Annotated in this window: 24 protein-coding genes; 8 read left to right on the top strand and 16 right to left on the bottom strand. The window is 60.8% G+C overall.

The features are described from left to right. Positions 1–57: 57 nt before the first annotated feature. The 4 genes from U1A53_RS20865 to U1A53_RS20880 form a co-directional block, all read right to left on the bottom strand. Positions 58–1,068 carry a serine hydrolase domain-containing protein gene (locus U1A53_RS20865; RefSeq protein ID WP_322283788.1) on the bottom strand — a complete coding sequence of 337 codons (1,011 nt, stop codon included), beginning with the start codon at positions 1,066–1,068 and terminating at the stop codon, positions 58–60. Between the two features lie 71 nt (positions 1,069–1,139). Continuing rightward, a complete protein-coding gene (locus U1A53_RS20870; protein WP_322283789.1) occupies positions 1,140–3,059 on the bottom strand; it encodes an MBL fold metallo-hydrolase in 1,920 nt (639 codons plus the stop codon). Positions 3,060–3,118: 59 nt separating this feature from the next. Beyond that, positions 3,119–4,420 carry an amidohydrolase gene (locus U1A53_RS20875; protein ID WP_322283790.1) on the bottom strand — a complete coding sequence of 434 codons (1,302 nt, stop codon included), beginning with the start codon at positions 4,418–4,420 and terminating at the stop codon, positions 3,119–3,121. Between the two features lie 14 nt (positions 4,421–4,434). Continuing rightward, positions 4,435–5,295, bottom strand: a complete 861-nt coding sequence (locus U1A53_RS20880) for a hypothetical protein (RefSeq protein WP_322283791.1) — start codon at positions 5,293–5,295, stop codon at positions 4,435–4,437. Positions 5,296–5,387: 92 nt separating this feature from the next. Between U1A53_RS20880 and U1A53_RS20885 the strand changes: the two genes are divergently transcribed. After that, complete coding sequence (locus tag U1A53_RS20885; RefSeq protein WP_322283792.1) at positions 5,388–6,434, top strand: exo-alpha-sialidase; 1,047 nt, start codon at positions 5,388–5,390, stop codon at positions 6,432–6,434. A 5-nt stretch (positions 6,435–6,439) separates the two neighbouring features. Next, positions 6,440–7,864 carry a sulfatase-like hydrolase/transferase gene (locus tag U1A53_RS20890; protein WP_322283793.1) on the top strand — a complete coding sequence of 475 codons (1,425 nt, stop codon included), beginning with the start codon at positions 6,440–6,442 and terminating at the stop codon, positions 7,862–7,864. Here the strand turns inward: U1A53_RS20890 and U1A53_RS20895 are convergent, their stop codons facing one another. The 4 genes from U1A53_RS20895 to U1A53_RS20910 all read right to left on the bottom strand — a co-directional run bounded on the left by U1A53_RS20895 (position 7,865) and on the right by U1A53_RS20910 (position 12,963). Beyond that, positions 7,865–9,322, bottom strand: coding sequence for a sulfatase-like hydrolase/transferase (locus U1A53_RS20895; RefSeq protein ID WP_322283794.1), 1,458 nt, complete (start codon positions 9,320–9,322; stop codon positions 7,865–7,867). Positions 9,323–9,401: 79 nt separating this feature from the next. Next, complete coding sequence (locus U1A53_RS20900) at positions 9,402–9,950, bottom strand: metallophosphoesterase (protein ID WP_322283795.1); 549 nt, start codon at positions 9,948–9,950, stop codon at positions 9,402–9,404. Between the two features lie 70 nt (positions 9,951–10,020). After that, positions 10,021–10,860 carry an alpha/beta hydrolase gene (locus tag U1A53_RS20905; RefSeq protein WP_322283796.1) on the bottom strand — a complete coding sequence of 280 codons (840 nt, stop codon included), beginning with the start codon at positions 10,858–10,860 and terminating at the stop codon, positions 10,021–10,023. Positions 10,861–10,869: 9 nt separating this feature from the next. Beyond that, the gene (locus tag U1A53_RS20910; RefSeq protein WP_322283797.1) at positions 10,870–12,963 is read right to left on the bottom strand and encodes an FAD-dependent oxidoreductase; all 2,094 of its coding nucleotides are present in this window, start codon (positions 12,961–12,963) and stop codon (positions 10,870–10,872) included. Between the two features lie 124 nt (positions 12,964–13,087). Here U1A53_RS20910 and U1A53_RS20915 point away from each other — a divergent pair, with 124 nt between their 5' ends. Then, on the top strand, positions 13,088–14,167 hold the full coding sequence (locus tag U1A53_RS20915; RefSeq protein WP_322283798.1) for a DEAD/DEAH box helicase: 1,080 nt from the start codon (positions 13,088–13,090) through the stop codon (positions 14,165–14,167). Positions 14,168–14,170: 3 nt separating this feature from the next. Here the strand turns inward: U1A53_RS20915 and U1A53_RS20920 are convergent, their stop codons facing one another. From U1A53_RS20920 to U1A53_RS20950, 7 genes are all read right to left on the bottom strand, one after another. Continuing rightward, entirely contained in the window at positions 14,171–14,872 is a 702-nt protein-coding gene (locus tag U1A53_RS20920; protein WP_322283799.1) for an SDR family oxidoreductase, read from the bottom strand. A gap of 5 nt (positions 14,873–14,877) precedes the next feature. Further along, on the bottom strand, positions 14,878–15,585 hold the full coding sequence (locus U1A53_RS20925; RefSeq protein ID WP_322283800.1) for a TrkA C-terminal domain-containing protein: 708 nt from the start codon (positions 15,583–15,585) through the stop codon (positions 14,878–14,880). Positions 15,586–15,630: 45 nt separating this feature from the next. Further along, positions 15,631–16,008 (bottom strand): hypothetical protein, encoded by a 378-nt coding sequence (locus U1A53_RS20930; protein WP_322283801.1) that lies wholly within the window; start codon positions 16,006–16,008, stop codon positions 15,631–15,633. 47 nt (positions 16,009–16,055) lie between these two features. After that, entirely contained in the window at positions 16,056–17,372 is a 1,317-nt protein-coding gene (locus U1A53_RS20935) for a hypothetical protein (protein WP_322283802.1), read from the bottom strand. Next, positions 17,369–17,809, bottom strand: coding sequence for an Rrf2 family transcriptional regulator (locus U1A53_RS20940; RefSeq protein ID WP_322283803.1), 441 nt, complete (start codon positions 17,807–17,809; stop codon positions 17,369–17,371). Before U1A53_RS20940 ends, U1A53_RS20935 begins: the two co-directional genes overlap by 4 nt. Before the next feature lie 160 nt (positions 17,810–17,969). Next, positions 17,970–18,128 (bottom strand): hypothetical protein, encoded by a 159-nt coding sequence (locus U1A53_RS20945; protein ID WP_322283804.1) that lies wholly within the window; start codon positions 18,126–18,128, stop codon positions 17,970–17,972. 170 nt (positions 18,129–18,298) lie between these two features. Further along, positions 18,299–18,565 carry a hypothetical protein gene (locus U1A53_RS20950; RefSeq protein WP_322283805.1) on the bottom strand — a complete coding sequence of 89 codons (267 nt, stop codon included), beginning with the start codon at positions 18,563–18,565 and terminating at the stop codon, positions 18,299–18,301. A 153-nt stretch (positions 18,566–18,718) separates the two neighbouring features. Between U1A53_RS20950 and U1A53_RS20955 the strand changes: the two genes are divergently transcribed. The 3 genes from U1A53_RS20955 to U1A53_RS20965 are packed head-to-tail and all read left to right on the top strand — an operon-like array spanning position 18,719 to position 21,463. Next, positions 18,719–19,438, top strand: a complete 720-nt coding sequence (locus U1A53_RS20955) for a hypothetical protein (protein WP_322283806.1) — start codon at positions 18,719–18,721, stop codon at positions 19,436–19,438. Between the two features lie 54 nt (positions 19,439–19,492). Continuing rightward, positions 19,493–20,413: a sugar phosphate nucleotidyltransferase gene (locus U1A53_RS20960; protein WP_322283807.1), complete on the top strand. Its 921-nt coding sequence runs from the start codon at positions 19,493–19,495 to the stop codon at positions 20,411–20,413. 60 nt (positions 20,414–20,473) lie between these two features. Beyond that, the gene (locus U1A53_RS20965) at positions 20,474–21,463 is read left to right on the top strand and encodes a phosphotransferase (RefSeq protein WP_322283808.1); all 990 of its coding nucleotides are present in this window, start codon (positions 20,474–20,476) and stop codon (positions 21,461–21,463) included. Here U1A53_RS20965 and U1A53_RS20970 read toward each other — a convergent pair whose 3' ends face one another. Beyond that, complete coding sequence (locus U1A53_RS20970; protein WP_322283809.1) at positions 21,464–22,099, bottom strand: LysM peptidoglycan-binding domain-containing protein; 636 nt, start codon at positions 22,097–22,099, stop codon at positions 21,464–21,466. It abuts the gene before it with no gap. Positions 22,100–22,200: 101 nt separating this feature from the next. On the opposite strand from U1A53_RS20970, the gene U1A53_RS20975 reads away from it, so the two are divergent. Further along, positions 22,201–23,103 (top strand): phosphatidate cytidylyltransferase, encoded by a 903-nt coding sequence (locus tag U1A53_RS20975; protein ID WP_322283810.1) that lies wholly within the window; start codon positions 22,201–22,203, stop codon positions 23,101–23,103. Between the two features lie 181 nt (positions 23,104–23,284). Continuing rightward, on the top strand, positions 23,285–24,427 hold the full coding sequence (locus tag U1A53_RS20980; RefSeq protein WP_322283811.1) for a 1-deoxy-D-xylulose-5-phosphate reductoisomerase: 1,143 nt from the start codon (positions 23,285–23,287) through the stop codon (positions 24,425–24,427). Positions 24,428–24,506 lie beyond the last annotated feature (79 nt).

A 24,506-nucleotide genomic window follows, 5' to 3' on the forward strand; every position in this document is an offset into this window, starting at 1 on the left:
ATACGAAGGAACAGCCTGTGATATTCTCACAATGGACATGGCATATCCAGCATTGGCTTAACTGGCCGAAACAACATCCGCGACCGGATGCAGGATCGTGTCACCTGAAACGCGCGATGGCAATGAAGTCAGAATGACGCAGGTCGTGTCCGTCTCAGGATCGGCCCAGGCAAGCGTCCCCGTCGATCCACTGTGACCGAAGGACTTTTGCGAGCAACCTTTGCCAAAACCCTCCGGTCCGAGTGCGAAGCCGACGCCGCGTCGTGACTCAAGACCGGACGTGTGGTTTTGAATCATGAGCCGTGCTGTTTCTTCGCGCAGCACTTTGCCCGTGGGGTGTATGAAGCTGTCGAGAAACCGCGCGACATCCGCTGCGGAGCCGTGTGCGCCGCCCCACGGCGCGGCGAGGTTTCGCCAATACGCACTGTTCCAGTCCCACGAGGCTGCTTTGGAATCACCTGCGCCGGATTCGGGCGCGGCGTGTTCGGTTTGGCAGCGGATGGTGTCTTCGAATTTGAAGGAGCCGAGCCCGAGAGCTGTGCGACTCATGCCCAGCGGCGCGAAGACCTCCTTCGTTAGAAAATCCGGAAGCTTCGTCTTCGCGATGCGCTCCACGATCTCCGCCGCGAGCAGGATGCCCATGCTTTGATAATGGTATTTCGTTCCCGGCGCGAACAGGAGCGGCGTGCGGATGGCTCCGCGCACGAACTCGGACAGCGGCGCGTGTTGGGAACGCAGTTCGGTATTGTTTTCGAGCTGGTCGGGCAAACCGGAGGTGTGCGTGAGCAGTTGCTCGATGGTGATGTCCTTCCGAGCGCCTTCGCTGAACTCGGGGATGAATTTCATCGCCTTGTCGCTCAATCGCAGTTCGCCACGATCCGCCAGCACCATGACTCCAGCAGCGGTCATTGTCTTCGTGATCGAGGCGAGGAGGAAGATGGCGTCCGCATCCTTCGCACGACCAAAGGCCTGCTGAAACGTGTCTTTCCCGTATCGCACATGCATCACGGCGGAATGGAGCGTTCCGTTGTCGATTTGCTTCTGGATGATTTGGATGGCGTTTTGCATGGCGGTGGCTCCGTGGCTTCTTGAAGAGGCAAGGCTGCCGAGCAAGGTGTAGAGGGATTGGCGGCGATTCATCATTTCGTGGCTGGCTTCTCGGGTTCTTTGGCCTGGATGATGAAATCGAAGAGCTGGCCGTGGCGCTTCCCGTCGAGTGTAATGTCCATGGGCACCATCTGCACGCCAGCGGGCAGTATCGCTGGATCGGTGCTGAGTTTGATCTTGAAACTCTGGCGCGATTTGGGGCCGACGGTGCCTTCGAGCACGGCGGGTTCGGCTTTCACGCCGGGCGGAAGTTGGAGTGCCACGCGATGCTGCTGCAAGGTGTCGCGGAAGTTGCGCACGGTGATGCTCACCTCGGCTTCCTTCACCACATCGACGCGATACGGATAGGCGCTGACCCAGTAGGGATCGTAGCCGTATTCATAATTCGAATCGGGCAGCAGATCCTTGTATTTGCGGATCGCGCGCAGCGCCCAGTCATGGAAGCGGTCCACAAAGGCCGCAGGCTCGGTCATGAGCACGCCGTGCGCACCCATGATGATGTCGGGCTTGAGATGTTGCAGATATTTGGCGGCGACGAGGTAGCCTTCCTCAATGATGGCACTGTTGCGAGCATTGACGCACTCGTGACCGTTTTGCGCGGGGTCGGCGGGATCGCCGAAGAGGTTGTCGCCGGTGAAGACGGTCTTTTTGCCGTCGAGTTCGAGCCACAGCGCGTTGCCAAACTCCGTCTGGCCAGGCATCCAGTCGATGTGCAGCTTGTAGCCTTCCCATTCGATCACGTCGCCCGCTTTGAGGATGCGGTCGATCTTCGCCTTCTCAAATCCGGCGTTGTAAGCGCCGATCATCGCCGGGTAGTCGTAGAAGCGCGGGTTCTCGCATTTGTCGGCGATGGTATCCATCGTCCAGAACTTCACGCCGTGCTCCTGAAGCGCGGGGAAGAGCGTGAAGTGGTCGCCATGCGAGTGGGAGATCCAGCAGGCGTCGATCTGTTTTAGCCCGAGGTGCTCCTTCATGTCGCTGATGATGCGTTCCAGCACGAGCTTCGGGAACAGGCCGCAGTCTAGCAGCAAGGCGTGGCCGCTGTCGGCGATGAGGATGGCGAAGTTCTTCCCCGCCATCTCCGGCCCGAACATGTAGAGGTGAGGCGTCACCTGGACAATGTAATTCGCCTTGGTCGGCTTCGTGGCCGGATGCGGGCCGCGTTTGGAATTGTTCACCGGATAGCCACGGATGTAATCGGGCCGGAAATCGACGAGCTTCTTCTCATAGGCCTCGAACTGCTTCGTCGCTTCACGAATGACCGGCCCTTGCGATGGAAAGGCCGTCTCAATGCCCAGCGCGGCAAGTTTTTGCACTGCTGCGGTGAGCGCATCAAGGCCCTTGGCAAAGCCGTAGTCCCACTCGGTGTCGAACCAGTTCGTCATCTTCGCGCCGTCATGCATCGCGCCGCCAGTGAAGGCCAGCGTGCGGCCGTCGCGCTTGATCACGAAGCTCATGCCGCCCGGCGAATGTCCGGGTGTGCTCACGCAGGTGAGTTCAAAGCCGTTCCAGGTGAACACCTCGCCATCCGCGAGCACGCGGTCGATCTTCACCGGCGCGGCGGGCGGGCGCACGTAGCTCGCACCATGCACGCTGTATTTGTCACCGAGCCTTGGGTGCCATTTGCGGAACGAGAGCGGTTTTTCTAGGATCTCTTTCTCTGCCTCCGAAGCCGCGACTTTCGTGACCGCACGATCCAGTTTCGGGGCACCCTGGCACAGCTCGCGATGGTGATCCGTGAGCAGCACCCACTCGACCTGCTTCACACCGATCTCGTCCAGATGCTCTAACACGCTGCCATCGCCAACATTGATGACCAGCGCGGCGTCCGCGTGCTTCAGTACATAGACGTTGCAGGTGTCCTGCCAGAGCTGCACACCGGGCGCTGGTTGCTGGAACTCGGCAAGCGCGAGACTTTGCAGGACGAATAGCGCGGAAAGGATGCGTTTCATGCAGCTACCAACGTCGCGACGGGGCGATTCGCTTCAATCTCACTCCATCACCGCGAACTTCAGCGATTGAGTTCGCTCATCACCGCGAGCATCATCGCTTTGACGCCAAAGGTGATGGAAGACGCTGGTTCGGGTCGATAGAACGGTGAGTGCAGGCTGGGCAGGATTTCGCCCGTCGTTTTGGCCTTCTCCACCTTCTCAGGAGCGACGGTGCCGAGCCAGACGAGGAAGACGGGAATCTTGTCGGCGGTCATCGTGTAGCGGGAGAAGTCCTCGCCGGCCATCGTGGTCTTGCGTTCGATGATGCTGGCCTTGCCAAAGGCATCAGACCAGACCTGGCTGACGCGTTCGGTGAGCGCCGGATCATTGAACAAGGACGGTGTGCCGGGGCCGGTCAGTTTGATCTCTGGCAGCAAGTCATCCGGCAGTCCGGCGGCGATGCCGAGCCCGCGACAGATGCGCTTGATCGACGCCAGCACCTTCTCCCGCGTCGCGGCGCTGGTCGTGCGCACGGTGAGACCGAGTTCGACCTTGTCCGGGATGATGTTGTGCTTGGTGCCGCCGTTGAACTTGCCGACGGTGACCACGACCGGCTCCACGGGTGGCAGTTCGCGGCTGTCGATGGTTTGCAGCGCCAGCACGATCTGCGAGGCGAGCACGATGGGGTCCTTGGTCGTGTCCGGCATCGCGCCATGGCCGCCGACGCCTTTGACGAGGATGTCCACCGTGTCCGTGCTCGCAGTGGCCGGGCCGGTGGTGACACCGAACGTGCCGACGGCAAGTCCCGCATCACAATGCAGCGCCAGGCACACGTCGGGCTTCGGGAAGCGTTCGAACAAACCGTCCTTGATCATGGCCAGCGCACCCATGCCGCGTTCCTCCGCCGGTTGCGCGATGAAGACCAGCGTGCCTTTCCATTGGTCCTTCGACGCCGCAAGAGCCCGTGCCGCACCGACCCAGCAGGTCATGTGCATGTCGTGGCCGCAGGCGTGCATGACGGACACATCATTGCCCGCGTCTTCCTTCGTGGTGACCTTGCTGACGTATGGCACGGAGCCAATCTCGCGCACCGGCAGTCCGTCAAGATCCGTGCGCACGAGCACTGTCCTGCCCGGTCCGTTTTTCAACACGGCGACGACGCCGAAGCCGCCGACTTTCTCCGTGACATCAAATCCCGCTGCTCTGATTTCCTCTGCCATGCGGGCGCTGGTCTTCTCCTCATGAAACGACAGCTCGGGGTTCGCATGGAGGTGCTCGTAGAGTTTGATCAACGCTGGCCGTTGCTCTTCGATGAAGGTGTCGATGGAGTCTGCGGCATGCAGGCTGGCGGTGGCGAGGAGGGCAAGGAGGATGGTTCTCATGAGCGGACGGCGGTTTATTTCCCCTGTTGTTCCGGGAAATCCTTCGCGTATCGCGCCATCAAAGCGTCCACGTCATTCGGAACAATGTAAATCTTGCCCTTCACCTGCTTCGTCTCGCCAGGCTTGAGGCCGCCGATGCGGAAGTCGGAGTGGAGGCAGCGGGCGACGCCTTGGAACAGTTCTTGATACGGTTCGAAGGCGGCGGCGAAGATGAGTTTGTCGTCGATGCTGAAACAGCCGATGAGGCCGTTGCTGGGGACGAGCGGACTGAGCGGACGCGGGTTCACGTCGGTGCGTGGGACATTCTTCGGACACCAAACTTGGCCGGGAATGTAACGCGCTTCTTTGGCCCATGGCTGGATGGCGTTCATGCGCGTGAGCTTGCTGTCGAGGAAGATGAAGCACTTCGGCAGGTAATCTTCCGGTGCCTGGCCTTTGGCGGTGAAGCCGGTGAAATCGCCGAGGCGGATGCAGGGCTGCGCCCAGTGCGCCTCGGAAGGTGTTACCGTCGGATTGTGCGCCGTGATGGCAAAGGTGATCTCGTCGTCCGTGGCGGTGATCGTGTGCTCGACGATGACGCCATCGGCGACGGTGTCGCGCAGTTTGAGCGTCTGCTTGTCGTCGCTGAGCGAGATGACTGCGGCGGTGTGTGGGATGACGGTGTGCGCTCTCCAATCCGTGTCGGTGGAGCCGGGGCGGCAGTAGGCTTCGAGGTAGTTGATGCGGATGTCCTTGCCGGGGAAGTGCTCGCCATGAATGACGAGCCAATGCGGTGCCTCATAGGCGAGGGTGAGAGTGGGTTTGTCCGAAGCGTGGAGACCGATGGCGGCGCTTAGCCATGTGAGCACGGAGAGGACGGCAGGTTGAAATTTCATCCGGGTTAAAACGCCGCGCACAGCGGCGGTTATGCGCGGTTGAGGTCCAAATGCCCGCAATCTGCGCGCCGCCGGAACCGTTTTAGCACACAATGAAAACATCACTCGTATCCGCCGCAGCGCTGGTCTTGTTCGCCACTGGCATGGCTTTCGGACAGACCGCTAGGCCGAAGAACAAGGCTCCCGCAATCATCCAGGCGACGAACATCAAGGCTGTAGCCACTGCGGGCGAGGGCGAGCATTGCGGCTTTCCGGTGATGAAGCGCTGGAAGGATCAGATCTGGCTCGGGTATCGCCGTGCCACGGGCCATACCGGCAAGGGCGATACTTTCATCCTGCGTTCGAAGGATGGAGAGACGTGGACGCAGGCGCACAAGATCGACATCGGGTCGGACGACCGGAACTGCCAGTTTCTCGCCACATCGAGACGTCTGTTCGTCTATACCGGCATGGTTACCAAGCCGCAGGCCAGCGACTTTCAAACTTACGTGACCTACACCGATGACGGCGAGATATGGAGCACGCCGCAGCCGTGTCTGGAGCCGCATTTCAATCTATGGAAGCCGTTTGAGCATAACGGCACACTCTGGGCGAATTCGCACCTCAAAGCCGACAGCGGGAGCGATGGGCCGAAACGCATGTCGCGTCTCATGCGCTCCAGTGCCGGCGTGAAGTGGGAGCAGGTCAGCATCGTGCGCCAAGGCAATTGGGAAAGCGAGACCACCTTCATCTTCGGCGAAAACGAGCATCTCTACGCTCTGCTGCGGCAGAAATATGGTAGCAGCACCGGCTTCATCCTGGAGAGCGATCCGCCGTATCAAACCTGGACGGAGCGCAAGACGGGGGTGCATTTCTCCGGCCACAGCACGGTGGAGTTTCACGGCGTGCGCTACGTCTTCTCACGCCACTACGGCCAGCAGAGCCGCCCGAGCACGATGGTTTACATCTGGAATGACGGCCAACTCACGCCGTATGCGCAAACGCCGCTGAACCCGACGAAAGGCGACTGCTCCTACTGCGAAGCCGTGGACATGGGCGCGGACATGCTCATCACGTTTTATTCCTCGCACGAAGGCAAAACGAACATCTACACGGCACGCTTGCCATTTTACCAGAAGCCGGCGACGCAGCCCAAATGATCCTCATGATTCGCCTCTTTCCACTTTTGCTGTGCTTCTGCGCTTTGAATGTGTCTGCTGCTGACGTTGAGCGACCCAACATCGTCGTCATCCTGCTCGACAATGTCGGCAAGGAATGGTTCGGCTGCTATGGCAGCGAGGAAAATTGCACGCCGAACATCGACCGGCTGGCCGCGGGTGGTGTGCGCTTTGCAAACTGCTACACCACGACCGTTTGCGGCCCCAGCCGCGTGCAGATGCTCACGGGGCGCTATCCCTTCCGCACCGGCTGGTATCTGCATCACGACGCGGCGCTTTACAGCGGCGGCGGCTTCGATCCGCAGCGTGAAGTGACCTATGCGCGCGTGCTGCGCGATGCGGGATACACCACCGGCATCGCAGGCAAGTGGCAGGTGAACAATCTCTACGACGAGCCGGACGCGATCACACGCCACGGTTTCCAGGAGCAGCTCGTGTGGCCCGGCAGCATCGACCGCGACAAGGCAGACGCGGATTTCATGGCTGCGTTTCAGAAGGCTATCGCGAACAACGACGCCGAATTCCTCACCGAAGCCACGCGGAAGATCGAAAGCCGCTACTGGGACCCGGTTTTGTTGCGCAATGGCAAACGCGAGAGCGCACAGGGCAAGTTCGGCCCCGATGTGTTTCTCGACTTCGCCTTCGACTTCTACCGCAGGCACCAAAAAGAGCCGTTTCTGTTCTACCATGCCATGGTGCTGACCCACGGGCAGAACGTGAAGCAGCAGGTCGTCACCACGCCGGACAATCGCGCGAATCCGCCGAAGGAGGAGCATGAACTCTTCGCCGACATGCTGCGCTATGCCGACAAACAGGTCGCCGCGATCATCGCCGAGCTGGAGCGGCTCGACCTCTTGAAGCGCACCATCGTCATCATCGCTTCCGACAACGGCACCGAGAAATCACTTTCCGCACGCGCGAATGGTCGCGTCGTGAACGGCGGGCTGTATCAAATCAACGAGGCGGGCGGCAACGTGCCGCTCATCGTCCATAGCCCGCAGCTCTTGAAAGGCGGGCGCACCGCGCCATTGGCGGATTTCACCGACATTTACCCGACGATTTGCGACATCGCCGGAGCCAAGCCACCCGCTTCGCTGAAGCTCGACGGCCAGTCCTTCGCTCCGTTCCTCCTGGGGAAAGCTCCCCCGCCGCGAAAATGGATATTCAACCACTACGCCGACGAGCGTGTCGTGCGTGACGAACACTTCAAACTCAGAAACAACGGCGATCTCTTCGATCTCGACGCTGATCCGGCTGAGCAGCAACCGCTGCCAAAAGACGCCGAAACAGCCGTGCGGGCCAAATTGCAAGCCGTGCTCGATTCCATGCCGGAATCGACCCCGCTGCCGTTTCCGCATCGCAGCCTGTCCGCGTTCAAGAAACGCGCAGAAGCGGCGAAGGCGGTGAAGTGATCACTCCGCCTTCTTTCTCTTCTTCGTGCCGCGGTCGGCTGGCTTGTATTCCCAGCGCTTCTGCCATTCGGCGAGGTAGGGGACGTAGCTTGGATGCTCGGTCCATGGGATCGACTTCGGATCAGGCGGCGTGACTTTGCCTTCAGGGTAGTCTTTGCCATCGAAGCTGGCGCTCACGCTGTCATTCCAGGCGAGCAGTTCCTTTTTCATCTGCTCAAACACCTGCGGCTCCTTCGTGCTGAGGTCGGTGGTCTCGTTCGGATCGGCGATGATGTCGTAGAGCTGGAAGCTGGCTTTTTCGATGTTGTCGGTGAGGATTTTGAAGCGCGGGCCGGTGAGCGCGAGCTTGCTGCCGAAGCGGAAGCCGAGGGGTTTGGTGCGTTCGCCGATTTCTCCGGCGAAGAGCGGCTTCAGGCTGATGCCGTCGATGGGTTTGATCATCACGTCGTCCGGCAGGCCGAGGATGTCCGCGACGGTGGGGAAGAGGTCCACCGTGCAGGCGGGATGACTCGTGATTCGCGGTTTGATCACGCCCGGCCACTCGATGATGCCGGGCACGCGCAGGCCGCCTTCAAAGACGCTGCCTTTGTTGCCACGCAGACCGCCCACGGTTTCCGGGGTGATGCCGGGCAGACCGCCGTTGTCGCTGTTGAAGACGAGCATCGTGTTGTCGGCGAGTCCGGTGTCGCGCAGCTTTTGTCGTAGCGTTCCCACGGCGCGATCCAGCGCCACCAGTTCGCCGTAATGCTGCTGGGAAAGGTTGTCGAGATCTGCGAAGGCGGTCTTGTCCGCTTCCTGCGCCTTGAACGGGCTGTGTGGACTGCCGAACCAGATGATGGCAAACAGCGGCTTCTCCCCGGTGCGATGTTTATCGATGAACTTCACCGCCTCGCCCACCGCGATGTCGGAGGAGTCGCCCGTGAACTCCACAATCTCGCCCATGCGGCTCATGAGCGGGTCTTTGTCGAAGAAGTTCGTCACTGACACCCATTCATCGAAGCCGAACGCGCCCGGGCTACGCGGATCGTCCTTCAAAACCGGCGCACCCGGCCCTTTGAAGCCATTCAGATGCCACTTGCCGAAATGCCCGGTCACATAACCCGCGCCCTTCAGCGCCTTCGCGATGGTCTTCTCCTGCAAACGCAGCGCATAGCCATGCGTGAGCACACCCGCGCGGTCGTTCGTGCGTCCCGTGAGCACCGTGGCCCGTGTGGGCGAGCACACTGGATTCCCCGCGTAAAAACGCTCAAAGCGCAGCCCGTTCGCCGCCATCGCGTCGAGGTTCGGCGTCTTCAACACCGGATGCCCGCGATACCCCGTCTGCCCCCAGCCCATGTCATCTGCCATGACGAAGATGATGTTCGGCCGCGCCGCGCCCTCCTTCGCCAAGGCTTCGGAGGGCAAGAAGAGCGAAGGGCCGAGGGCGAAGAGGAGGAGGCAGAGCAGCGAGGTTTTCATGGTGCGCTGGGAACGTGGGAGAGGCGGGGATGTGTCAGAGACTTCAGAACAAAGCAGCTCCGATAGCACGGAGTCATTATCATGACTCGATGGTGATGGCCCGCTCCCCGAAGACTGACAAAATTGTCGTCTGACCACGAATGGTCGATGCATCAATGTGCTGGTGCCCGTGAATGAATAGTTGAGGCTGAGTTCGATCAATGTATTCGCCGAATGCCTTGAATCCTTGATGGACGTGGATGTCCCTTTCGTGAATGCCTGCTGGAGAGTTGTGGGCAACGAAAACGTCAACGGGTCGAAAACCGTTCAAGGCATTAGCAACGTCCCACTGCTCGTAGAGATGATGCCCAACAAGTTTGTAACGCCATGACCCTGCGAAACCGCCAAAAGTGATACCCTCAATTGCTACGGTCTTGAGATGCAAGTCGATGATTGGATCAGGAAATGGAGCGGCAGAATCGTGGTTCCCACGAACAGCAAGGATGTGACGAGCTCCGTAGTAGCGGGCCATCCGCAGGATTGCTCCTTCGTGCATGTCTCCACATGAAATGAGAAAATCAGGATTCTGGCAATCGAGTTCACCAATTCGTGAGTCATCATCCGAAATGGCGAGAATCTTGAGTGGCATATCTTGCTTTGTTGGTTCGAGAACGAATAACCTGGATCATGTACAAACTCACCAATCTGTCAGCCTCAATCTACTTCACAAACCCCTGCGCCTTCAGCCAGAAGAGTAAATCCGCGAACCACGGGTGCTCGGTGCCGATGAGGCCGGTGCCGTGGTCGCCGTGCTGGTAAAGATGGAGTTCGTGGGGGACGTTGTTTTGATGCAAGGCGGCGGCGTAGAGCTGGGCGTGATCGACGGGAACCAGTTTGTCCTCCGTCGTGTGCCAGAGGAAGACGGGCGGCAGGCCGGGCTTCACTTGCAGCTCGCTGGAGGTCTGGCGGACGAGTTTTTCATCCGGTTGATCGCCGATGAGCATCTTGCGCGAGGTGGCGTGGGGCTTGGTGATCATGCTGATGACGGGATAGCAAAGGATGGCGAGATCAGGGCGAGGGCTGACTGTGCGATCACTGCCGAGGATCATGCCATCCTCGGGCCGGTTGATGAGTGTGGAGACGAGATGGCCGCCAGCAGAGAAACCCATCACGCCGATGCGTTGCGGGTCGATCTTCCACTTCGCGGCATTGCCACGGATCTGAAACATGGCCTCCACGGCGTCCTGAAGCTGCGCGGGATAACGATAGCCCGCGCTGCCGAGCCGGTAGCGCAGCACGAAGACGGTGATACCCTGCTCATTCAACCACAGCGCAAACGGCTCGGCCTGCCCTTCATAAATGCCGCTATAGCTGCCGCCGGGAATCAAGAGCATAGCCGCGTTGTTTGGCTTTGCCGGGAGATAGGGCGTGAGCGTCGGGATGTCCTTCGCGGCTGTGCCGAGTGCGCCGGGAGCGCCATTCGGCCATAGGACGAGGGGTTTCTCTGCGGCGAGAACGGATGCTGCGCCAAGGAGAAGGGCGAGGAGGGCGAATTTCATGAAGGCAGCTCAATAAACGCTGAAAGGCTGCGCATCATCCAAATCGGCTACGCCATCCCCATCGGCATCATCTGGTCTCAGGCGTTTCCATGCGGGTGCGGGTTGGTTTTTGATCACATTCCAGAGCGTGTTGGCGAATTCACCACGCGTGAGCTTGTCGCCAGAGAGCAGATTGAAGTCGTGGCTGGCGCAGCGCTTCAGCACTTCCGCCTGCCATTCCTTTGTGGCGGGCGCATCGGGTTGGAAATCGACTTCACCGCGCGACACTGGCAGCAGCCCGCGAGTGGAGAGCCGGTTGATCGCGACAAAGGCGGCATGATCCGCAGGAAGATCACGCCAGGGCCAGAGCAGCATCGGCACGCCTTCAGTGCCGCCACAGAGGGCGTGCTGGATGGCTTCGAGATGGTCGCGGCCCCAGGCGAGCTCACGCGGCTGCGTTTGATGTTTCAAAGCCAGTACTGCAAGCGCTGCTGCTGCCTGGCCGATATGGATGCGATGATCATGCAGGCGGATCGCGCTGCTGACGATGCTGCTGAAGCCCACATTGCCCTGCGCGCCGATGAGGCCGTCCATCTTTACCGGGATGAGGCTACGCAGCGGGAAGACGCTACGGTCGCTGAGATTGTGAACGCCGCGCCCGGGCTTCTCGTAGTGCGTCCACGGCCCGGAGTCGCCCTCCGCCTTCAGGTAAGTGCGACCGGTGTCGTGGAAGTCGTAATGAAACTGCCACGCGAAGACACCGTCAGGATACATCACCTTCGCGAAGGATTCCTTGGCGTCGCTTTTGCCGTTGCCGCCGATGACGAGACTGTCCTGCTCGCGCATCATGTGGAGCGCCTTCAGCCGCAGGCTCTCGCGGATGTAGGGCTTCATCGGCAGATTGTCCGGCGTGCCGAACTCGGTGCTGAGGTGGTAATGACGCAGGCTGTTCACGGTGTCTTTGGCGCGGTCATGCACGGTGGTTTGCAAATGATGCAGCAGACCGAGCGAGTGCGCTTTGCAGTCCTCGAACACGATCTGGCGCTGCTCGCGCGTCATCAAAACGAGGTTCTTCATCGCCGCGCCACGCTCCGTGGCCTCCAGCGCATCACACACATGCTTCGGCAGTCGCTCCAGCGGATAGTCCTGGCCGTTCGAGTAGCAGATGAGCGCGGAGGTGATGCCATCGGTGCTCGTGGTGCCCTCCACGATGCGGCGCATGGAGAGGATGGTGCCCTGCCGCGCGGACTCGCGACCTTTCGGCGGCCACGGAGCCATGTTGCTCGGGCGAATCGGACGCTCCCATTTCAGCTTGGATGCCTCCTTCTTGCCAAACTGCGTGGCGCCCCAGTAACGCCGCTCATCGTAATGCGGCGGCGGGATCGGCGTGTCGGTTTTGCCTTCCTCGACGATGAGCGTCCAGGTGATCGGGTTCATCTCGTTAGGCGGATTCACGGAGACATCTTCTTGTGCGCTCGGCTCGCCGTAGCGTGACTTTGGATCAGGGCCGACCTCAAACTCAGTGCCGCTGAACTGCACGACATCGCCCCAGTCCGACGCGTCGATGGTGAGCGCTGCTTTCACCTCCAGCGTCTCGCCTTTGTCCGAGCGAAACGTCATGCCGGTGACTTTGCTGTCCGTCTTCAGCGCCGCGACGGGGATGTGATTCAGCTTCAGCACCACCTGCCCGCTGGCGATGTAAGGGTGGAGCATCTCGCGGAAAATCGCCTCCGCTTCGGCGGGTCGAAATGTCGTCGGGCCATGCATCGGCTTCCCCGGCATGGGCGAGCCGTATTTCTTTGTGTTGAAGGCCTCGATGCGATCCATCAGCTCCTTGAAGAGGCCGAAGCGATGAAACGAGCGCTTCATCGGATGCCAGTCTGGTCCCCAGCCGACTTTGCCAGCGCCTTTGTTTTCATCCACACACACGAGCCCCTGCTCCGTGTACTGCCCGCCGAGCCACGGCCCGTCATGCACGACGGTGATCGACTTGCATCCCATCCGCGCCGCCTGGATCGCTGCCGCCCAGCCTGACTCCGTGCCGCCAACGATGAGCAGATCGGTTTGAAGGGTTTCAGCGGCCGCTAGACTGGAGAGGAGGAGTGTCAGCAGGAATGGTTTCATGGGGAACGGTGCAAGAACGATGCTGGAAGCCGTCTCCATCGTCTTTCTTGCTGGCATTTCAGCGCATTGTGAGGGAGAGCACAGCATGTCGCACCCATTTGCAGAACTCGGAATCCCAGAGGACATGATCCGTGGCCTGGAGGAACTGGGCATCACCACGCCGACGGAGGTGCAGAAAAAGGTGATCCCGTTTCTCCTTACCGACGGCAGTGATCTCATCGCGCAAGCGCAGACTGGCACCGGCAAGACGGCGGCTTTTGGCCTGCCGCTGCTGTCGAAGATGAACCCCAAGCACCGGGACATCCAGGGGCTTGTGCTCGCCCCAACGCGTGAGCTGGCGAAGCAGATCGGCAAGCAGCTCTTTCGCTTCACCAAGTACACGGAGAAGATTTTCATCGAGGTTCTCAGCGGCGGCGACAACATCGACCGGCAGACGGAGGCGCTGAAGCGTCCCACTCACATTGTCGTCGCCACGCCGGGGCGGCTGCTCGATTTGATTGAGCGTGATGCGCTCACCCTCGAATTCGTTCGCTATGTGGTGCTGGATGAGGCGGATGAGATGTTGAGCATGGGCTTCAAGAAGCAACTGACGGAAATCCTCAAGCTGGCGGCGATGAGGCGCAGCACCTGGCTGTTTTCCGCGACTTTCCCGGAGGCGATCCAGGTTCTCATCAAAGGCAGCATGTCGCCCGACGCGCATTCGATTCAGATTGATCAGGCGAACGTCGTCAATCGTGACATCGACCACCGCTTTGCGATCTGCAAACGTGAGGACAAGACCGAGTTCATTGCCAATTTTCTCAAGCGCCAGAAGGAGGGCCGGGGGCTGATCTTTTGCCGCACCAAGGCTGGCGCGAACGAACTGCACCAGGAACTTGTCGCGCTCGGACTGCCGGTCGGTGTCTTGCAGGGCGATCTCATGCAAAAGGAGCGCGACAAGGTGATGCGCGCCTTCAAAAAGCAACGCGTGCAGTTTGTCGTGGCCACCGATGTCGCTGCACGCGGACTTGATGTCGAAGGGCTGACGTTTGTGATCCATCACCAGCTTCCCGACCAGCGCGAATACTACACCCATCGCAGCGGCCGAACGGCCCGTGCCGGGAAGAAGGGCATGTCACTCGCCTTGATCAACTCGAAGGAAAAATGGCAGCTCACCGAGCTTGAAACGAAACTGCGGGTCAAGTTCAGCGAGTATCGGAAGTAGTGGTCACGCAGGCTTCACCGAGAAGTCGCTGTCATCGAGCGAGCGGAGCACCAATTCACGCGGCACGCAGAAGTCATCCATTTCGAGGCAGCTCACGATGCCGTTGGCGATGTGCTCGGGCTTGAGGAAAAGCTGCGTGGGTGCCTGGCGGGTGCTGGCGTCGGTCCAGAAGGCGGTGTCGACGCCGCCGGGGAGGAGGGCGGTAACGCGGATGCGGTGGGCGGCGGCTTCTTCGGCCAGACCTTGAGTAAATCCGCGCACGCCCCACTTCGCGGCGCAATAGACCGTCTCGCTCGGGATACCGCGCAGGCTGGCGGTGGAGATGACGTTGATGATGTGGCCGCGCTTTTGCGGGATCATCGAACGCAACGCGGCCTGGGAGCCGAGGATGGTGCCTTTGAGGTTCACATCGAGCATGAGGTCGATCTCGGCCTCGGTGTAATCGGGAATCCAGCGATGGCGTGCGAGGCCGGCGTTGTTCACCCACACGGCGATGGGGCCGAACTTGGCGGTGATTTGAGCGACCGCGGCCTGCACATCGGCGGCGCGGGTGACATCACAGCGGACCGACAGGGCATGAGGATGATCGAGTGCGACGTTCTCAAGATCGAGCAGGGCCACACGTGCACCACGGGCGAGAAGAGCATGGGCGGTGGCGAGACCGATGCCTTTGGCACCGCCGGTGACGACGCAGACTTGGTTCATCAAGTTCATGGTTCTTTGTTCTTGGTTCCTGGTTGTTCCATCGGCTGGGTCATGGCCTGGAGAGCGGTTTCTTTGCCGTAGGCGGTGACGACGTCTCCTGCTTTGACTGAATCATCGCGGCTGGGGATGCCGGGATGGGTTTCACCGTCGCGTTTGATGGCGAGGATGACGACGCCACGGTCCCACGGGCGCGATTCACGCAGCGTGCGGCCTGCCAGGAACGTGTCGGACATCACCTCGATTTCGGAGACGACGTAACCGTGCTGGATGCGCAGCAGCAGCTCGTAATCGAGCGCGCGCACCATGCCCGCCCGCTCCAGGGTGTACTGAATGACGCGGTCGAGCACTTTTTGAAACCAGGCGAGGCGCGAGATGAACAACAGAGCGACCAGGCCGCCGATCAGCCAGCCAAACATGAGCAGCGCATTGCCGCCGGAGGTGGTTTGCAGCAGCGTGACTACCAACGTGGCGAGCGCAGAGGTGAGACCGACATTGCCGACGAGAATGAGATCGCGAATGATGCGGCGGCGCACGGGATGATTCACCACCATCTCCGCCTCCTTCGTGGTGAAACCGACGCCGAAGAACGCGGAGTAGGCTTGAAAACTGGCCGTGTCCCAGCTCAGGCCGGTCATCATCAGCGCTGTGGAGCCCACGCGCACCGCCAGCAGCGAGACAAGGGCGATGATGAGCAGGGCGAAGACGGGAGCCATGGAGGGAAAGGTCGAATGACGAATGCGGAATTATGAATGAACCGATCAGAGGTGCTTCTCGCTGATGGATTTGTCGTGGTCGTAGATTTGTTCCTTGGTCTGCTTGCCCTTCATGTCCCAGTAACGGTTGAGGCCGTGGCGCTGGCCGTGGTCGAAGTTGGTCTCGGCGGACTGCTGGCCGTTCTCCCACCATTCCTTCATCACGCCGTGCATCTTGCCGTCCTGGTAAGGGTATTCGCCCGCTGTCTTGCCGTTCGAGTGTTTGTTGCGGACGAGGCCGGTGTAAGGCTTGCTCTTGTAGTTCGCCTCTTTGCCCTCATTGAGCAGTTCGACTTCCTTGTCGGCGAAATCGACGACTGCGGGCTGTTTTTCGCAGGCGGTGAGGCAGAGCGCGCAGAGCAGGAGGGTGAGGAACCGGTTCATGGGCGCAGCTTGGAGATGGAGAGTGGGTTTTCAACCCGCACTGCTCATCACTTGCTTGCAATCGTTTTCTTCCACTCCGCTGGTGCTCCGGGCAATGTTTCGGCGAGGATGCGGCGGATATGGGCGCGTTCGGTTTCGCCGAGGTAGGTGTAGCTCCCGGTGGTGTCCTTGCCTTCGAGGACAGTCCAGAGTCGGCTAAGGACGGTTTGCTTCAGCGGGGCGGTGAGGTGCTGGAAGGTGAGGGAGTAAACCATGTAGCTGCAGCGGTGCTTGAAGAGGCGGTTGAGGAGCTGGAAGTCCTTCAGGCTGCGGCCGTCGCTGCTTTGCGGGGCGCGTTGGGTGAAGGCGGTCTGGAAGGCGGGATCGCCCTCGATGCCGCCTTCGGGCAGGGCGGCTTCATCTTTGAAGAGGAGGGCGTCGATGACGTCTTCGGCGCAGTGATCGATGATGCGACGGGCGGTGCCGGTGGGTTCGGACTCGATTTTTTCGCCAAGCTCGCGCTGGAGGCTGGTCTGCATGTGCATGGCACGCAGGGACGTGTGATTGGCTTTGGTGAGGATGTTTTGCACGCTGGTCTGATGCTCCAGGACCATGAGGGCGATGATGTCGCTGGTTTTGCGCTGGTAAGGCGTGGTGTCGAAAAATTTGGCGAGGCTGGTGATGTTGGCACCGGCTTTAAAGTCGATGTCGATGGACTGGTCGTTTTTCTCGGTGGCGGTGACATTGCCGCGATGCAGGACGCTGCCGTGCCTGCCGGTGACGTACCAGCCGCCCCAGCGGTCGCTGAACGGCGTGGTGGTATCGACGACGGTGCTGCCCTGGCTCATGATGGGATGGCCTTCGGGGCCAGGATAGACGGAGCGCACGATGACGCCGGGCACTTCGGGGGTGAAGGGGCCGCCGTGGCAGCTCAAGCAGCTATTGTCGCGCTGGAAGTGCAGCGGCTTCTGCGGTTCCTCGTAGGGATCGAGCAGGTAGAAGATGGGGCCGAGCTTGGGGTCGATGGTGGAGACCTCAATGCTGCCGCCGAGGCAGTAGCCGACATAGGCGTTGTCGCCAAAATAGACGACACGGGGAGTTTGCGGGTTGATGCGGTCGTTTTGCTTGCTGGTCTTTGAAAAGACCATGGTTTGCGATTCTGGCGGGATGTCGAAGTGCTTCATCACATCGCGCAGCACGGTCCAAGCGTCGGTGCGGTCGATTTTCACCTTCCCGGCGGCCATGAGGCGTTCGAGGCGCTGGGCGGCGTCGTTCGGCTCGGTGTCAGAGTAGCGGATGGGAGCGTTTTCATACTCGTCTTCGGCGAGCAAGGCGGTGCCGGAGAGCGAGAGGATGAGCAGGCTCGTTTGAAGGAGACGGTTCATGGCTTGGGGAGCAAAATGCGGTGCAGGCGCGGGCCTTCCGTTCCGCCGACCAGATCGCGCAGTGTGTGGCGGTCGAGCGTTTCGTAAAAGGCATTCACGGCCTGGGCGAGAGCGCCTTTGAGGCGGCAGGAGCCGTTGATGGGGCAGGTATTGTGCTGTTTGTCGAAGCACTCGACGATGAAAGGTGTGTCCTCGGTGCGCCGCACGACCATGCCGATGCGGATTTCCTCAGGCTTCATGCCCAGCGCGATGCCGCCGCCACGGCCACGGCGGGTTTCGAGGTAGCCGAGCTTGGCGAGGTAGTTCACCACCTTCACGAGATGGTGGCGTGAGATGTCGTAGGACTCAGCAACTTCGCTGAGGGAAAAGGACTCGCCCTTCAGCGCGGCAAACATGAGCACCCGCAGAGAGTAGTCGGTGAAAAGGCTGAGTTTCATGCCGGTGTTACGAAGGCATGGGGTTAAACTTGCACTCAGCGTGCATGTTTAAGCGTGACATGCCAAAAGCGGCACACCCGCGGGCAGGATCGGCGCAACGCGGGCATGAAAAAGCCCGGAGGCGCGTCTCCGGGCTCCGAGAGACAGGACTGGCCCGCGCTTAGTGCGAGCAGGTCTTGCAGTCAGCGGCTTTCTTGGCGCAGCAGGGCTTGGCGCAGCCGACGGGGCAGGATTTCTTCTGGGGGGCGAGCGGGCAGTTGCCGCAACTGCTGAGGGCGAGCGCCGAGGCCACGAGGGCGAGTGTGAGGAGTGCTTTCATGAGTGTGTGGTGTGGATGCTGGAACTGACGCGGGCAGGAAGCCCGCGTACACAGTGGTGAGAGCATGTTCCAATCCGGGTATTCCACGCAATCTTAAAATGGGGGCATGAAAAAGCCCGGAGGGGTCGCCTCCGGGCTTCGCGGGTGAAATTCAATCACCGCAGGATAAACTAGCTCTTCTCAACGGTCTCAGCATAGCCATGCTTGGAGATGACGGCGGTCACGTTCTTGCCGACCAACTTTTCGATATCGCCAGCATTCTTGGTTTTCGCGGTCACTTTGGTGGTGATTTCCTTGCCATCGGCTTCGATCACGATGGATTTGGTGTCTTTGTCGAAGGACTTGAGCTTGCCCTTGGAGGTGGTGGTGACGCCACAGCCTGCGAAGGCGGAGACGGAAAGGCCGAGGACGGCGAGGGTGGTGAGGATGGATTTCATGTGTGGTTTGGGTGTGGTTAGCTTTCCGTCAGGGAACTGACCGGGCGGATTTGCACCCATTCAAAACGATTCTGGGTCTGCCTGACAATCAAAAAATATGGGGTATTTGAAAAAAGCTCGTCACAACGGCACCGGCTGTGCCACGCTGGGCGGATGAAGAACGCTGCCTTCTGCCTCCCTTTGTTCCTGCTTCTGGCGCTTGTGACTCCCTGCCTGGCGCATCCTCTGCCGGACGTGCCTGTGCGGGCGGATTTCGCCCAAGACGGGGCCTGGACGCTTCAGTTGGAGGTGGATCCGCGCTGTTTTGAGCCGGACCCGAACGTTGCCCTTTCGGTCACCAATGCCGATCTGGCTCTCTTTACGACCGAGCGGAAGGAGCAGCTCAAGGCCACGGCCCGTGACTATGTGAAGCGCGTCGTTGAGATCGTGCTGGACCCGGCGGCACCGGTGAATCCCGAGTTCGCCTTTGAATTCACCACGCATGAAAACGCACCGCTGAAAGCGTCGGAGGATGTGGTGGTGCTGACGGGAACTTGGAAGACGAAGGTGCCGACTGGAACGACGGGTTACTCGATCAAGGCGCTGCCAGCGGGGGAGTTGAGCGTTCTGTATCACAACACGGCCCTCGGCAAAAAGCTGGATCGCTTCCAGATACTGTTTCCGGGTGAGTCGAGCTACGTGCTGGATTTGAAGACCTTCACGCCACGCACGAAGGCTCCGCCACTCATCACGGCAGATGCTTCACCGATGTCCGCGATGGACTGCCCCATGTGCGAAATGGCCACCGGGGGCGGTTACACGCTGCCAGCCATCGCTTCGGTCGTGGTCATTGTGCTGCTGGTCACCTGGCTGCGGAAGAAGCGGGGGGCTTGAACTGCTGCGGCAACTTCCATTTGCGCCGTCATCACGTCCGCGTAAGTGCGGCGCGTGAATCAGGCATTTGTATTGGGCGCAGGCATTGGTGAACGGCTCCGGCCGCTGACGGAACAGCTTCCGAAGCCGCTCGTGCCCGTGTTTCACCGGCCGTTGATCACCTACGCCTTCGATCATCTGCGTGCGGCGGGTGTGTCACGTTTCGTGGTGAACACACATCACCTCCCGGAGGCCTATGCGCGGGCCTTCCCAGAGCAAAACTACCACGGCACGCCGATTCAATTCCGCAACGAAAGCCCCGTGCGCCTCGAAACCGCCGGCGGCATCGCCAACGTGCGCGATCTGCTCGGGAACGAGCCCTTTCTCGTCTATAACGGTGACATCCTGACCGACCTGCCGCTCAAGCCGCTGCTCACGGAGCACCGTGAAAATGGCAATCTCGTCACCCTGGCCCTGCGCAGCCATGGGCCGGCCCTGCACATCGCCTTTGATGCCCGGCGCGGCCGCGTCACTGACATCCGCAACAAACTCGGCACCGGAGACGAGGGGAAATACCTCTTCACTGGTATCTACGCCTGCGATCCAGCCATCCACGACTGGATCACGCCCGGAAAGGTCGAATCCGTCATCCCGATCTTCCTCAACATGATCCGCGAAGGGGCCAAAATCGGTGCCGTCGTGATCGACGACGGCTGCTGGTGGGATCTGGGCAGCCGCACGACCTATTTGTCCGCGCACTCGGCTTTGAACGGCATGTATGGCCCGGCGATCGACCCGGCGGCGCAGATTGAACACGGGGCCGTTTTGCGCGGCATCAACGTCATCGGACCTGGAGCGGTGATCGAATCCGGCGCGCAGCTTGAAGACACCATCGTCTGGCCGGGCGGACATGTGGTCGCCGGTTCCGTGCTGAAGCGCTGCATCGTCCGCAGCGGCATCACGGCGGCGGGGAGCGTCGAAGACGTGGATTTTTAGGCATTCGCGGCTTTGCGTTGGACATTCGACCTTCCGCATTCGTCATTCCGCATTCCCACCATGCTCCCCGAACACGAGGCCTTGCTCATTCTCACCCGCGAACAGTTTCCTGAACTGAACAGCACACCATGCGAGGTCGAAGTGATTCTCAAAGGCGCCTCTGACCGCCATTTTTACCGCCTGAAATGGCAGGACGGTCGCGAACCGATGGTTCTGATGGTTTACACCCTGGCCCGGCGTGACAATCCGAAGTTTGTGCCCGCCACCCATCGTCTGGAAAAGATGGGTGCCCATGTGCCGCATGTGCTGGCCTTTGATGAGAGGCGGCTCTGCGTGTGGCTGGAGGACTTGGGCCGTGTGGATTTGCAATCCTTGAACCACCAGCCCTGGAGCAAACGTGCCCCGCTTTACGAAGCCACGCTACGTGAGGCGGCCAAATTCCACGGCGTGGAGGAGAAATCACTCACCCCTGCCGATCTCGACGAACTGGAGCCTGCCTTCGACGAAGCGCTCTATGAATGGGAACAGAACTACTTCCTCGATCACTTTGTCGGCGGGCATCTGGGCCGCGAATTCACACACGCGGAATACCAGGCCGCTCATGAAACGCTCAAACAACTCCGCCGCCGCCTTGCCAAACTGCCGCGTTGCCTTGTTCATCGCGATTTCCAGAGCCAGAACGTGCTCATCCGGGGCGAAGAAGCCTGGCTGGTCGATTACCAGGGACTGCGCCTTGGCCGTGCCGAATACGATCTTGGTTCGCTGCTCTACGATCCGTATGTGAACCTTTCACGCACCGAGCGTTCCGAGTTGCTGCGTTACTACGCCGCGCATCGCGGCCTCGATTTGAACGAGCTGCGCGAAGTCTTCTACCTCTGCGCCGCCCAGCGCCTCATGCAGGCCCTCGGTGCCTACGCCAACCTCAGCCGCAACCTCGGCAAACCGCATTACATCCAGCACATCCCCGCCGCTGTGGCGAATCTGGCCGAAGTCTGCCGGGAAGGGCAGGGGCTGCACGACCTGCGGGCGTTCTTTGAAGGCGGGTTTTGATCACACCGGCCAGCGGAAACACTGCCCCGGCACCAGCTTGCCGCGCGAGTAGGCGGAAATGCGTACGCGGTTGGCGCTGTTGCCGCTGAGCAGCCAGACGTTGCTTTGATCCATCGCATGCAGAAAACCGACGTGACCGCTGGCACCGGCGCTGAGCGGTTGCAGCACGACCACGCAGCCGTAGGCCGGTGCCACGGCGCGGCCGTAGCTGATCCACGGGCCGGCGAGGCCGGTGTTATGGCCGCGAAAGCCGGCCTTGCGGATGCTCCAGTTCACAAAGGCGGCGCACCAGCTCGTCTCATCGCCGCCACGTACGCCCACGCTGGCGAGGTATTCGATGATGCGCGGGTTGTCGCCAGGGTTCCATTCGGCCACGTTTTGTTCGCGGAGCGCCACTTCCATCCACGGCGGAGCCTGGGGCGCAAAGCCCGCAGCGGGCTGGGTCGGATTCGCCGGAGCGGCAGGTGCACCGCCTGGAGCCTCGACCTGCAGCACTTGGCCGGGAAACTGCACGCGGCAGTGGTTGTTCGCGTCGCACAGGCCCGGATTGATGGCTTTGAAGGCGTCAAAGCTCATGCCGAATTTGCGCGCGATGCCCATCGGTGTGTCGCCGGGCTGGATGACGTAGGCTGCCATGCGCGCGATGTTACCGGAGCGTGAACGAATGCCAAATGCGAAATCGCATTGCTCAAGCCGGTGGGATACGCTCTAAATGGCAGCCCTCTCCAACCCGCCGCATGTCCGAATCCGCCGCAGCCCTGCCGACCCCGCCCAGCAAGCGCCGCGTCTTTGCGTCCCGCCTGTTCAGTACGCTGATCCTGTGGGCGCTGCTGGCGGTGGCGTTTCAATGGAGGAGCAACTGGCTGGTCATCGCCATCACCGGCTTCTTCGGCGTGGCAGGAGCGGTGGAATATTATCGCCTGCTGCGCGCCGACCCCCATGCGCGCTCGTTCAACGCGCTCGGCTTCGTCATCTGCTTCGCCTACTGGGCCACGGTGATCTGGTGGACGATGACGCACCACTCCGAGCCGCCGATGTGGTTGGACCTCGCCGCGCTCACCGCGAGCGTGCATGGCTCCTTCCTGCTGTGCTACCGCCAGCAGCTTGAGGGCGCGCTCACGCTCCAGCGCATCTTCAACACAGTCTTCGGCGTCGTTTACACGGTCATCTTCTTCGGCTTCATCGCCCGCCTCATGTACTTCCGCCCGGACGGCAACGGCATCACCGGCCTCTTCCTCGTGCTCTTCCTCGTCATGGTCACCAAGTTCAGCGACATGGGCGCTTATGTGGTCGGCGTGCTGTTTGGGAAGCACAAAATGATCCCGCACATCAGCCCGGCGAAATCGTGGGAGGGCTTTGTCGGTGCTTTCATCGGATCCTTTGCAGCTGCGGCCGTCTTGCTGGCTCTCATGCCCGAAAAAATCGCCCCCATCACCTGGATGCATGGCATGATCCTCGCCCCGGTTCTCTGCGCCACCGCCGTCACCGGCGATCTCGCCGAGTCCGTGCTCAAACGCTGCGTTGCCATCAAGGACACCGGCCACGCCCTGCCCGGCATCGGCGGCGTGCTCGATCTCACGGACAGCCTGCTCTTCACCGCACCGGTGTTTTATTTTTATCTCTCCGCCATCGCCCGCTAAGCGAATCCTACTCGTCCTCCTACTCCTACTCGTCCTCGATTCTGCCACGCCGCCATCTCCCCCACCTTTCGAGCCGTTCAGCGCCCCCTTCACGGCATCTCGATCCTTCATCGTTTCATCGAATCCGCTTTTATCGAGGACGAGTTCGAGTAGGAGGACGATTCCACCCCCACGTTCTGTGATGCGCAAAGTCCTCCTCCTCGGCTCCACCGGCTCCATCGGCACCAGCGCCCTCAAAGTCGCGCGCGACATCCCGGAGCGTATGCAGATCGTCGGCCTGGCCGCGAACAGCAGCCTCGAGGCACTCGTCGAGCAAGTCCGTGAGACCGGCGTGAAGCAGGTCGCGCTCACCGATCCCACCGCGGCGGCCAAAGCGCGAGCGCTGCTGCCTGCGGATGTCGTTTTGCACACCGGAACGCAGGGTCTTATCGATCTCGTCAACGAATCCGACGCCGACATGGTGCTCGTTGCCATCGTCGGCACCGCCGGACTCGCACCCGCCCTCGCCGCCATCGAACGCGGCAAGCATCTCGCCGTCGCCAGCAAAGAAATCCTCGTCATGGCCGGCGAAGCCGTCACCGAAGCCGCGAAGCGCAAGGGCGTGAACATTCTGCCCGTGGACAGCGAGCACAACGCCATCTTCCAATGTCTCGAAGGCCACCGCCATAGCGACGTGCAGCGCATCCTGCTCACCGCCAGCGGCGGCCCCTTCCGCACGCTGCCCGCCGATCAACTGCCGGGCGTGACCGTCGCGCAGGCCCTGAAGCATCCCACCTGGACCATGGGCCGCAAGATCACCATCGACAGCGCCACGCTCTTCAACAAAGGCCTCGAAATGATCGAGGCGAAGTGGCTTTTCGACGTGCCGATGGACAAGATCGAGGTCGTCGTGCATCCGCAAAGCATCGTCCACAGCATGGTCGAGTTCGCCGACAACAGCGTCATCGCCCAGCTCAGCCACAGCGACATGTGCTTCCCGATTCAATACGCCGTCACCTGGCCTGATCGCGTGCCGAACAATTTGAAGCCGCTCAACTTCGCCCAAGTCGGCGCCCTGCATTTCGAAGCCCCCCGCGTTGACGATTTCCCCGCCCTCAATCTCGCCCGCCACGCCGGCACCATCGGCGGCACGCTCCCTGCCGTGCTCAATGCTGCCAACGAAGTCGCCGTCGATGCCTTCCTCAACGGCAAGATCAACTTCCCCGGCATCTGGCAGACTGTGGAGCTTGTCATGAACGCGCATCAAGTCATCGCGCATCCCAATCTGGAGGCGCTCATCGACGCGGATGCCTGGGCGAGGAGAACTGCGGCCGAATCGCTCTGAAAGGCTGCCTTCGACAAGGTGAAGGCGTGGGTTTTGAAATGAGGCGAAACGCGGCTTCCAAAATCTCCCCAAAAATCCC

Origin of the sequence: Prosthecobacter sp., assembly GCF_034366625.1 — a bacterium.
Lineage (GTDB): Bacteria > Verrucomicrobiota > Verrucomicrobiia > Verrucomicrobiales > Verrucomicrobiaceae > Prosthecobacter.

Bases quoted from the DNA above. Each gene is read 5' to 3' on its own strand.
- U1A53_RS20865 (WP_322283788.1), bottom strand. From the start codon at position 1,068: ATGCAAAACGCCATCCAAATCATCCAGAAGCAAATCGACAACGGAACG.
- U1A53_RS20870 (WP_322283789.1), bottom strand. From the start codon at position 3,059: ATGAAACGCATCCTTTCCGCGCTATTCGTCCTGCAAAGTCTCGCGCTT.
- U1A53_RS20875 (WP_322283790.1), bottom strand. From the start codon at position 4,420: ATGAGAACCATCCTCCTTGCCCTCCTCGCCACCGCCAGCCTGCATGCC.
- U1A53_RS20880 (WP_322283791.1), bottom strand. From the start codon at position 5,295: ATGAAATTTCAACCTGCCGTCCTCTCCGTGCTCACATGGCTAAGCGCC.
- U1A53_RS20885 (WP_322283792.1), top strand. From the start codon at position 5,388: ATGAAAACATCACTCGTATCCGCCGCAGCGCTGGTCTTGTTCGCCACT.
- U1A53_RS20890 (WP_322283793.1), top strand. From the start codon at position 6,440: ATGATTCGCCTCTTTCCACTTTTGCTGTGCTTCTGCGCTTTGAATGTG.
- U1A53_RS20895 (WP_322283794.1), bottom strand. From the start codon at position 9,322: ATGAAAACCTCGCTGCTCTGCCTCCTCCTCTTCGCCCTCGGCCCTTCG.
- U1A53_RS20900 (WP_322283795.1), bottom strand. From the start codon at position 9,950: ATGCCACTCAAGATTCTCGCCATTTCGGATGATGACTCACGAATTGGT.
- U1A53_RS20905 (WP_322283796.1), bottom strand. From the start codon at position 10,860: ATGAAATTCGCCCTCCTCGCCCTTCTCCTTGGCGCAGCATCCGTTCTC.
- U1A53_RS20910 (WP_322283797.1), bottom strand. From the start codon at position 12,963: ATGAAACCATTCCTGCTGACACTCCTCCTCTCCAGTCTAGCGGCCGCT.
- U1A53_RS20915 (WP_322283798.1), top strand. From the start codon at position 13,088: ATGATCCGTGGCCTGGAGGAACTGGGCATCACCACGCCGACGGAGGTG.
- U1A53_RS20920 (WP_322283799.1), bottom strand. From the start codon at position 14,872: ATGAACCAAGTCTGCGTCGTCACCGGCGGTGCCAAAGGCATCGGTCTC.
- U1A53_RS20925 (WP_322283800.1), bottom strand. From the start codon at position 15,585: ATGGCTCCCGTCTTCGCCCTGCTCATCATCGCCCTTGTCTCGCTGCTG.
- U1A53_RS20930 (WP_322283801.1), bottom strand. From the start codon at position 16,008: ATGAACCGGTTCCTCACCCTCCTGCTCTGCGCGCTCTGCCTCACCGCC.
- U1A53_RS20935 (WP_322283802.1), bottom strand. From the start codon at position 17,372: ATGAACCGTCTCCTTCAAACGAGCCTGCTCATCCTCTCGCTCTCCGGC.
- U1A53_RS20940 (WP_322283803.1), bottom strand. From the start codon at position 17,809: ATGAAACTCAGCCTTTTCACCGACTACTCTCTGCGGGTGCTCATGTTT.
- U1A53_RS20945 (WP_322283804.1), bottom strand. From the start codon at position 18,128: ATGAAAGCACTCCTCACACTCGCCCTCGTGGCCTCGGCGCTCGCCCTC.
- U1A53_RS20950 (WP_322283805.1), bottom strand. From the start codon at position 18,565: ATGAAATCCATCCTCACCACCCTCGCCGTCCTCGGCCTTTCCGTCTCC.
- U1A53_RS20955 (WP_322283806.1), top strand. From the start codon at position 18,719: ATGAAGAACGCTGCCTTCTGCCTCCCTTTGTTCCTGCTTCTGGCGCTT.
- U1A53_RS20965 (WP_322283808.1), top strand. From the start codon at position 20,474: ATGCTCCCCGAACACGAGGCCTTGCTCATTCTCACCCGCGAACAGTTT.
- U1A53_RS20970 (WP_322283809.1), bottom strand. From the start codon at position 22,099: ATGGCAGCCTACGTCATCCAGCCCGGCGACACACCGATGGGCATCGCG.
- U1A53_RS20975 (WP_322283810.1), top strand. From the start codon at position 22,201: ATGTCCGAATCCGCCGCAGCCCTGCCGACCCCGCCCAGCAAGCGCCGC.
- U1A53_RS20980 (WP_322283811.1), top strand. From the start codon at position 23,285: ATGCGCAAAGTCCTCCTCCTCGGCTCCACCGGCTCCATCGGCACCAGC.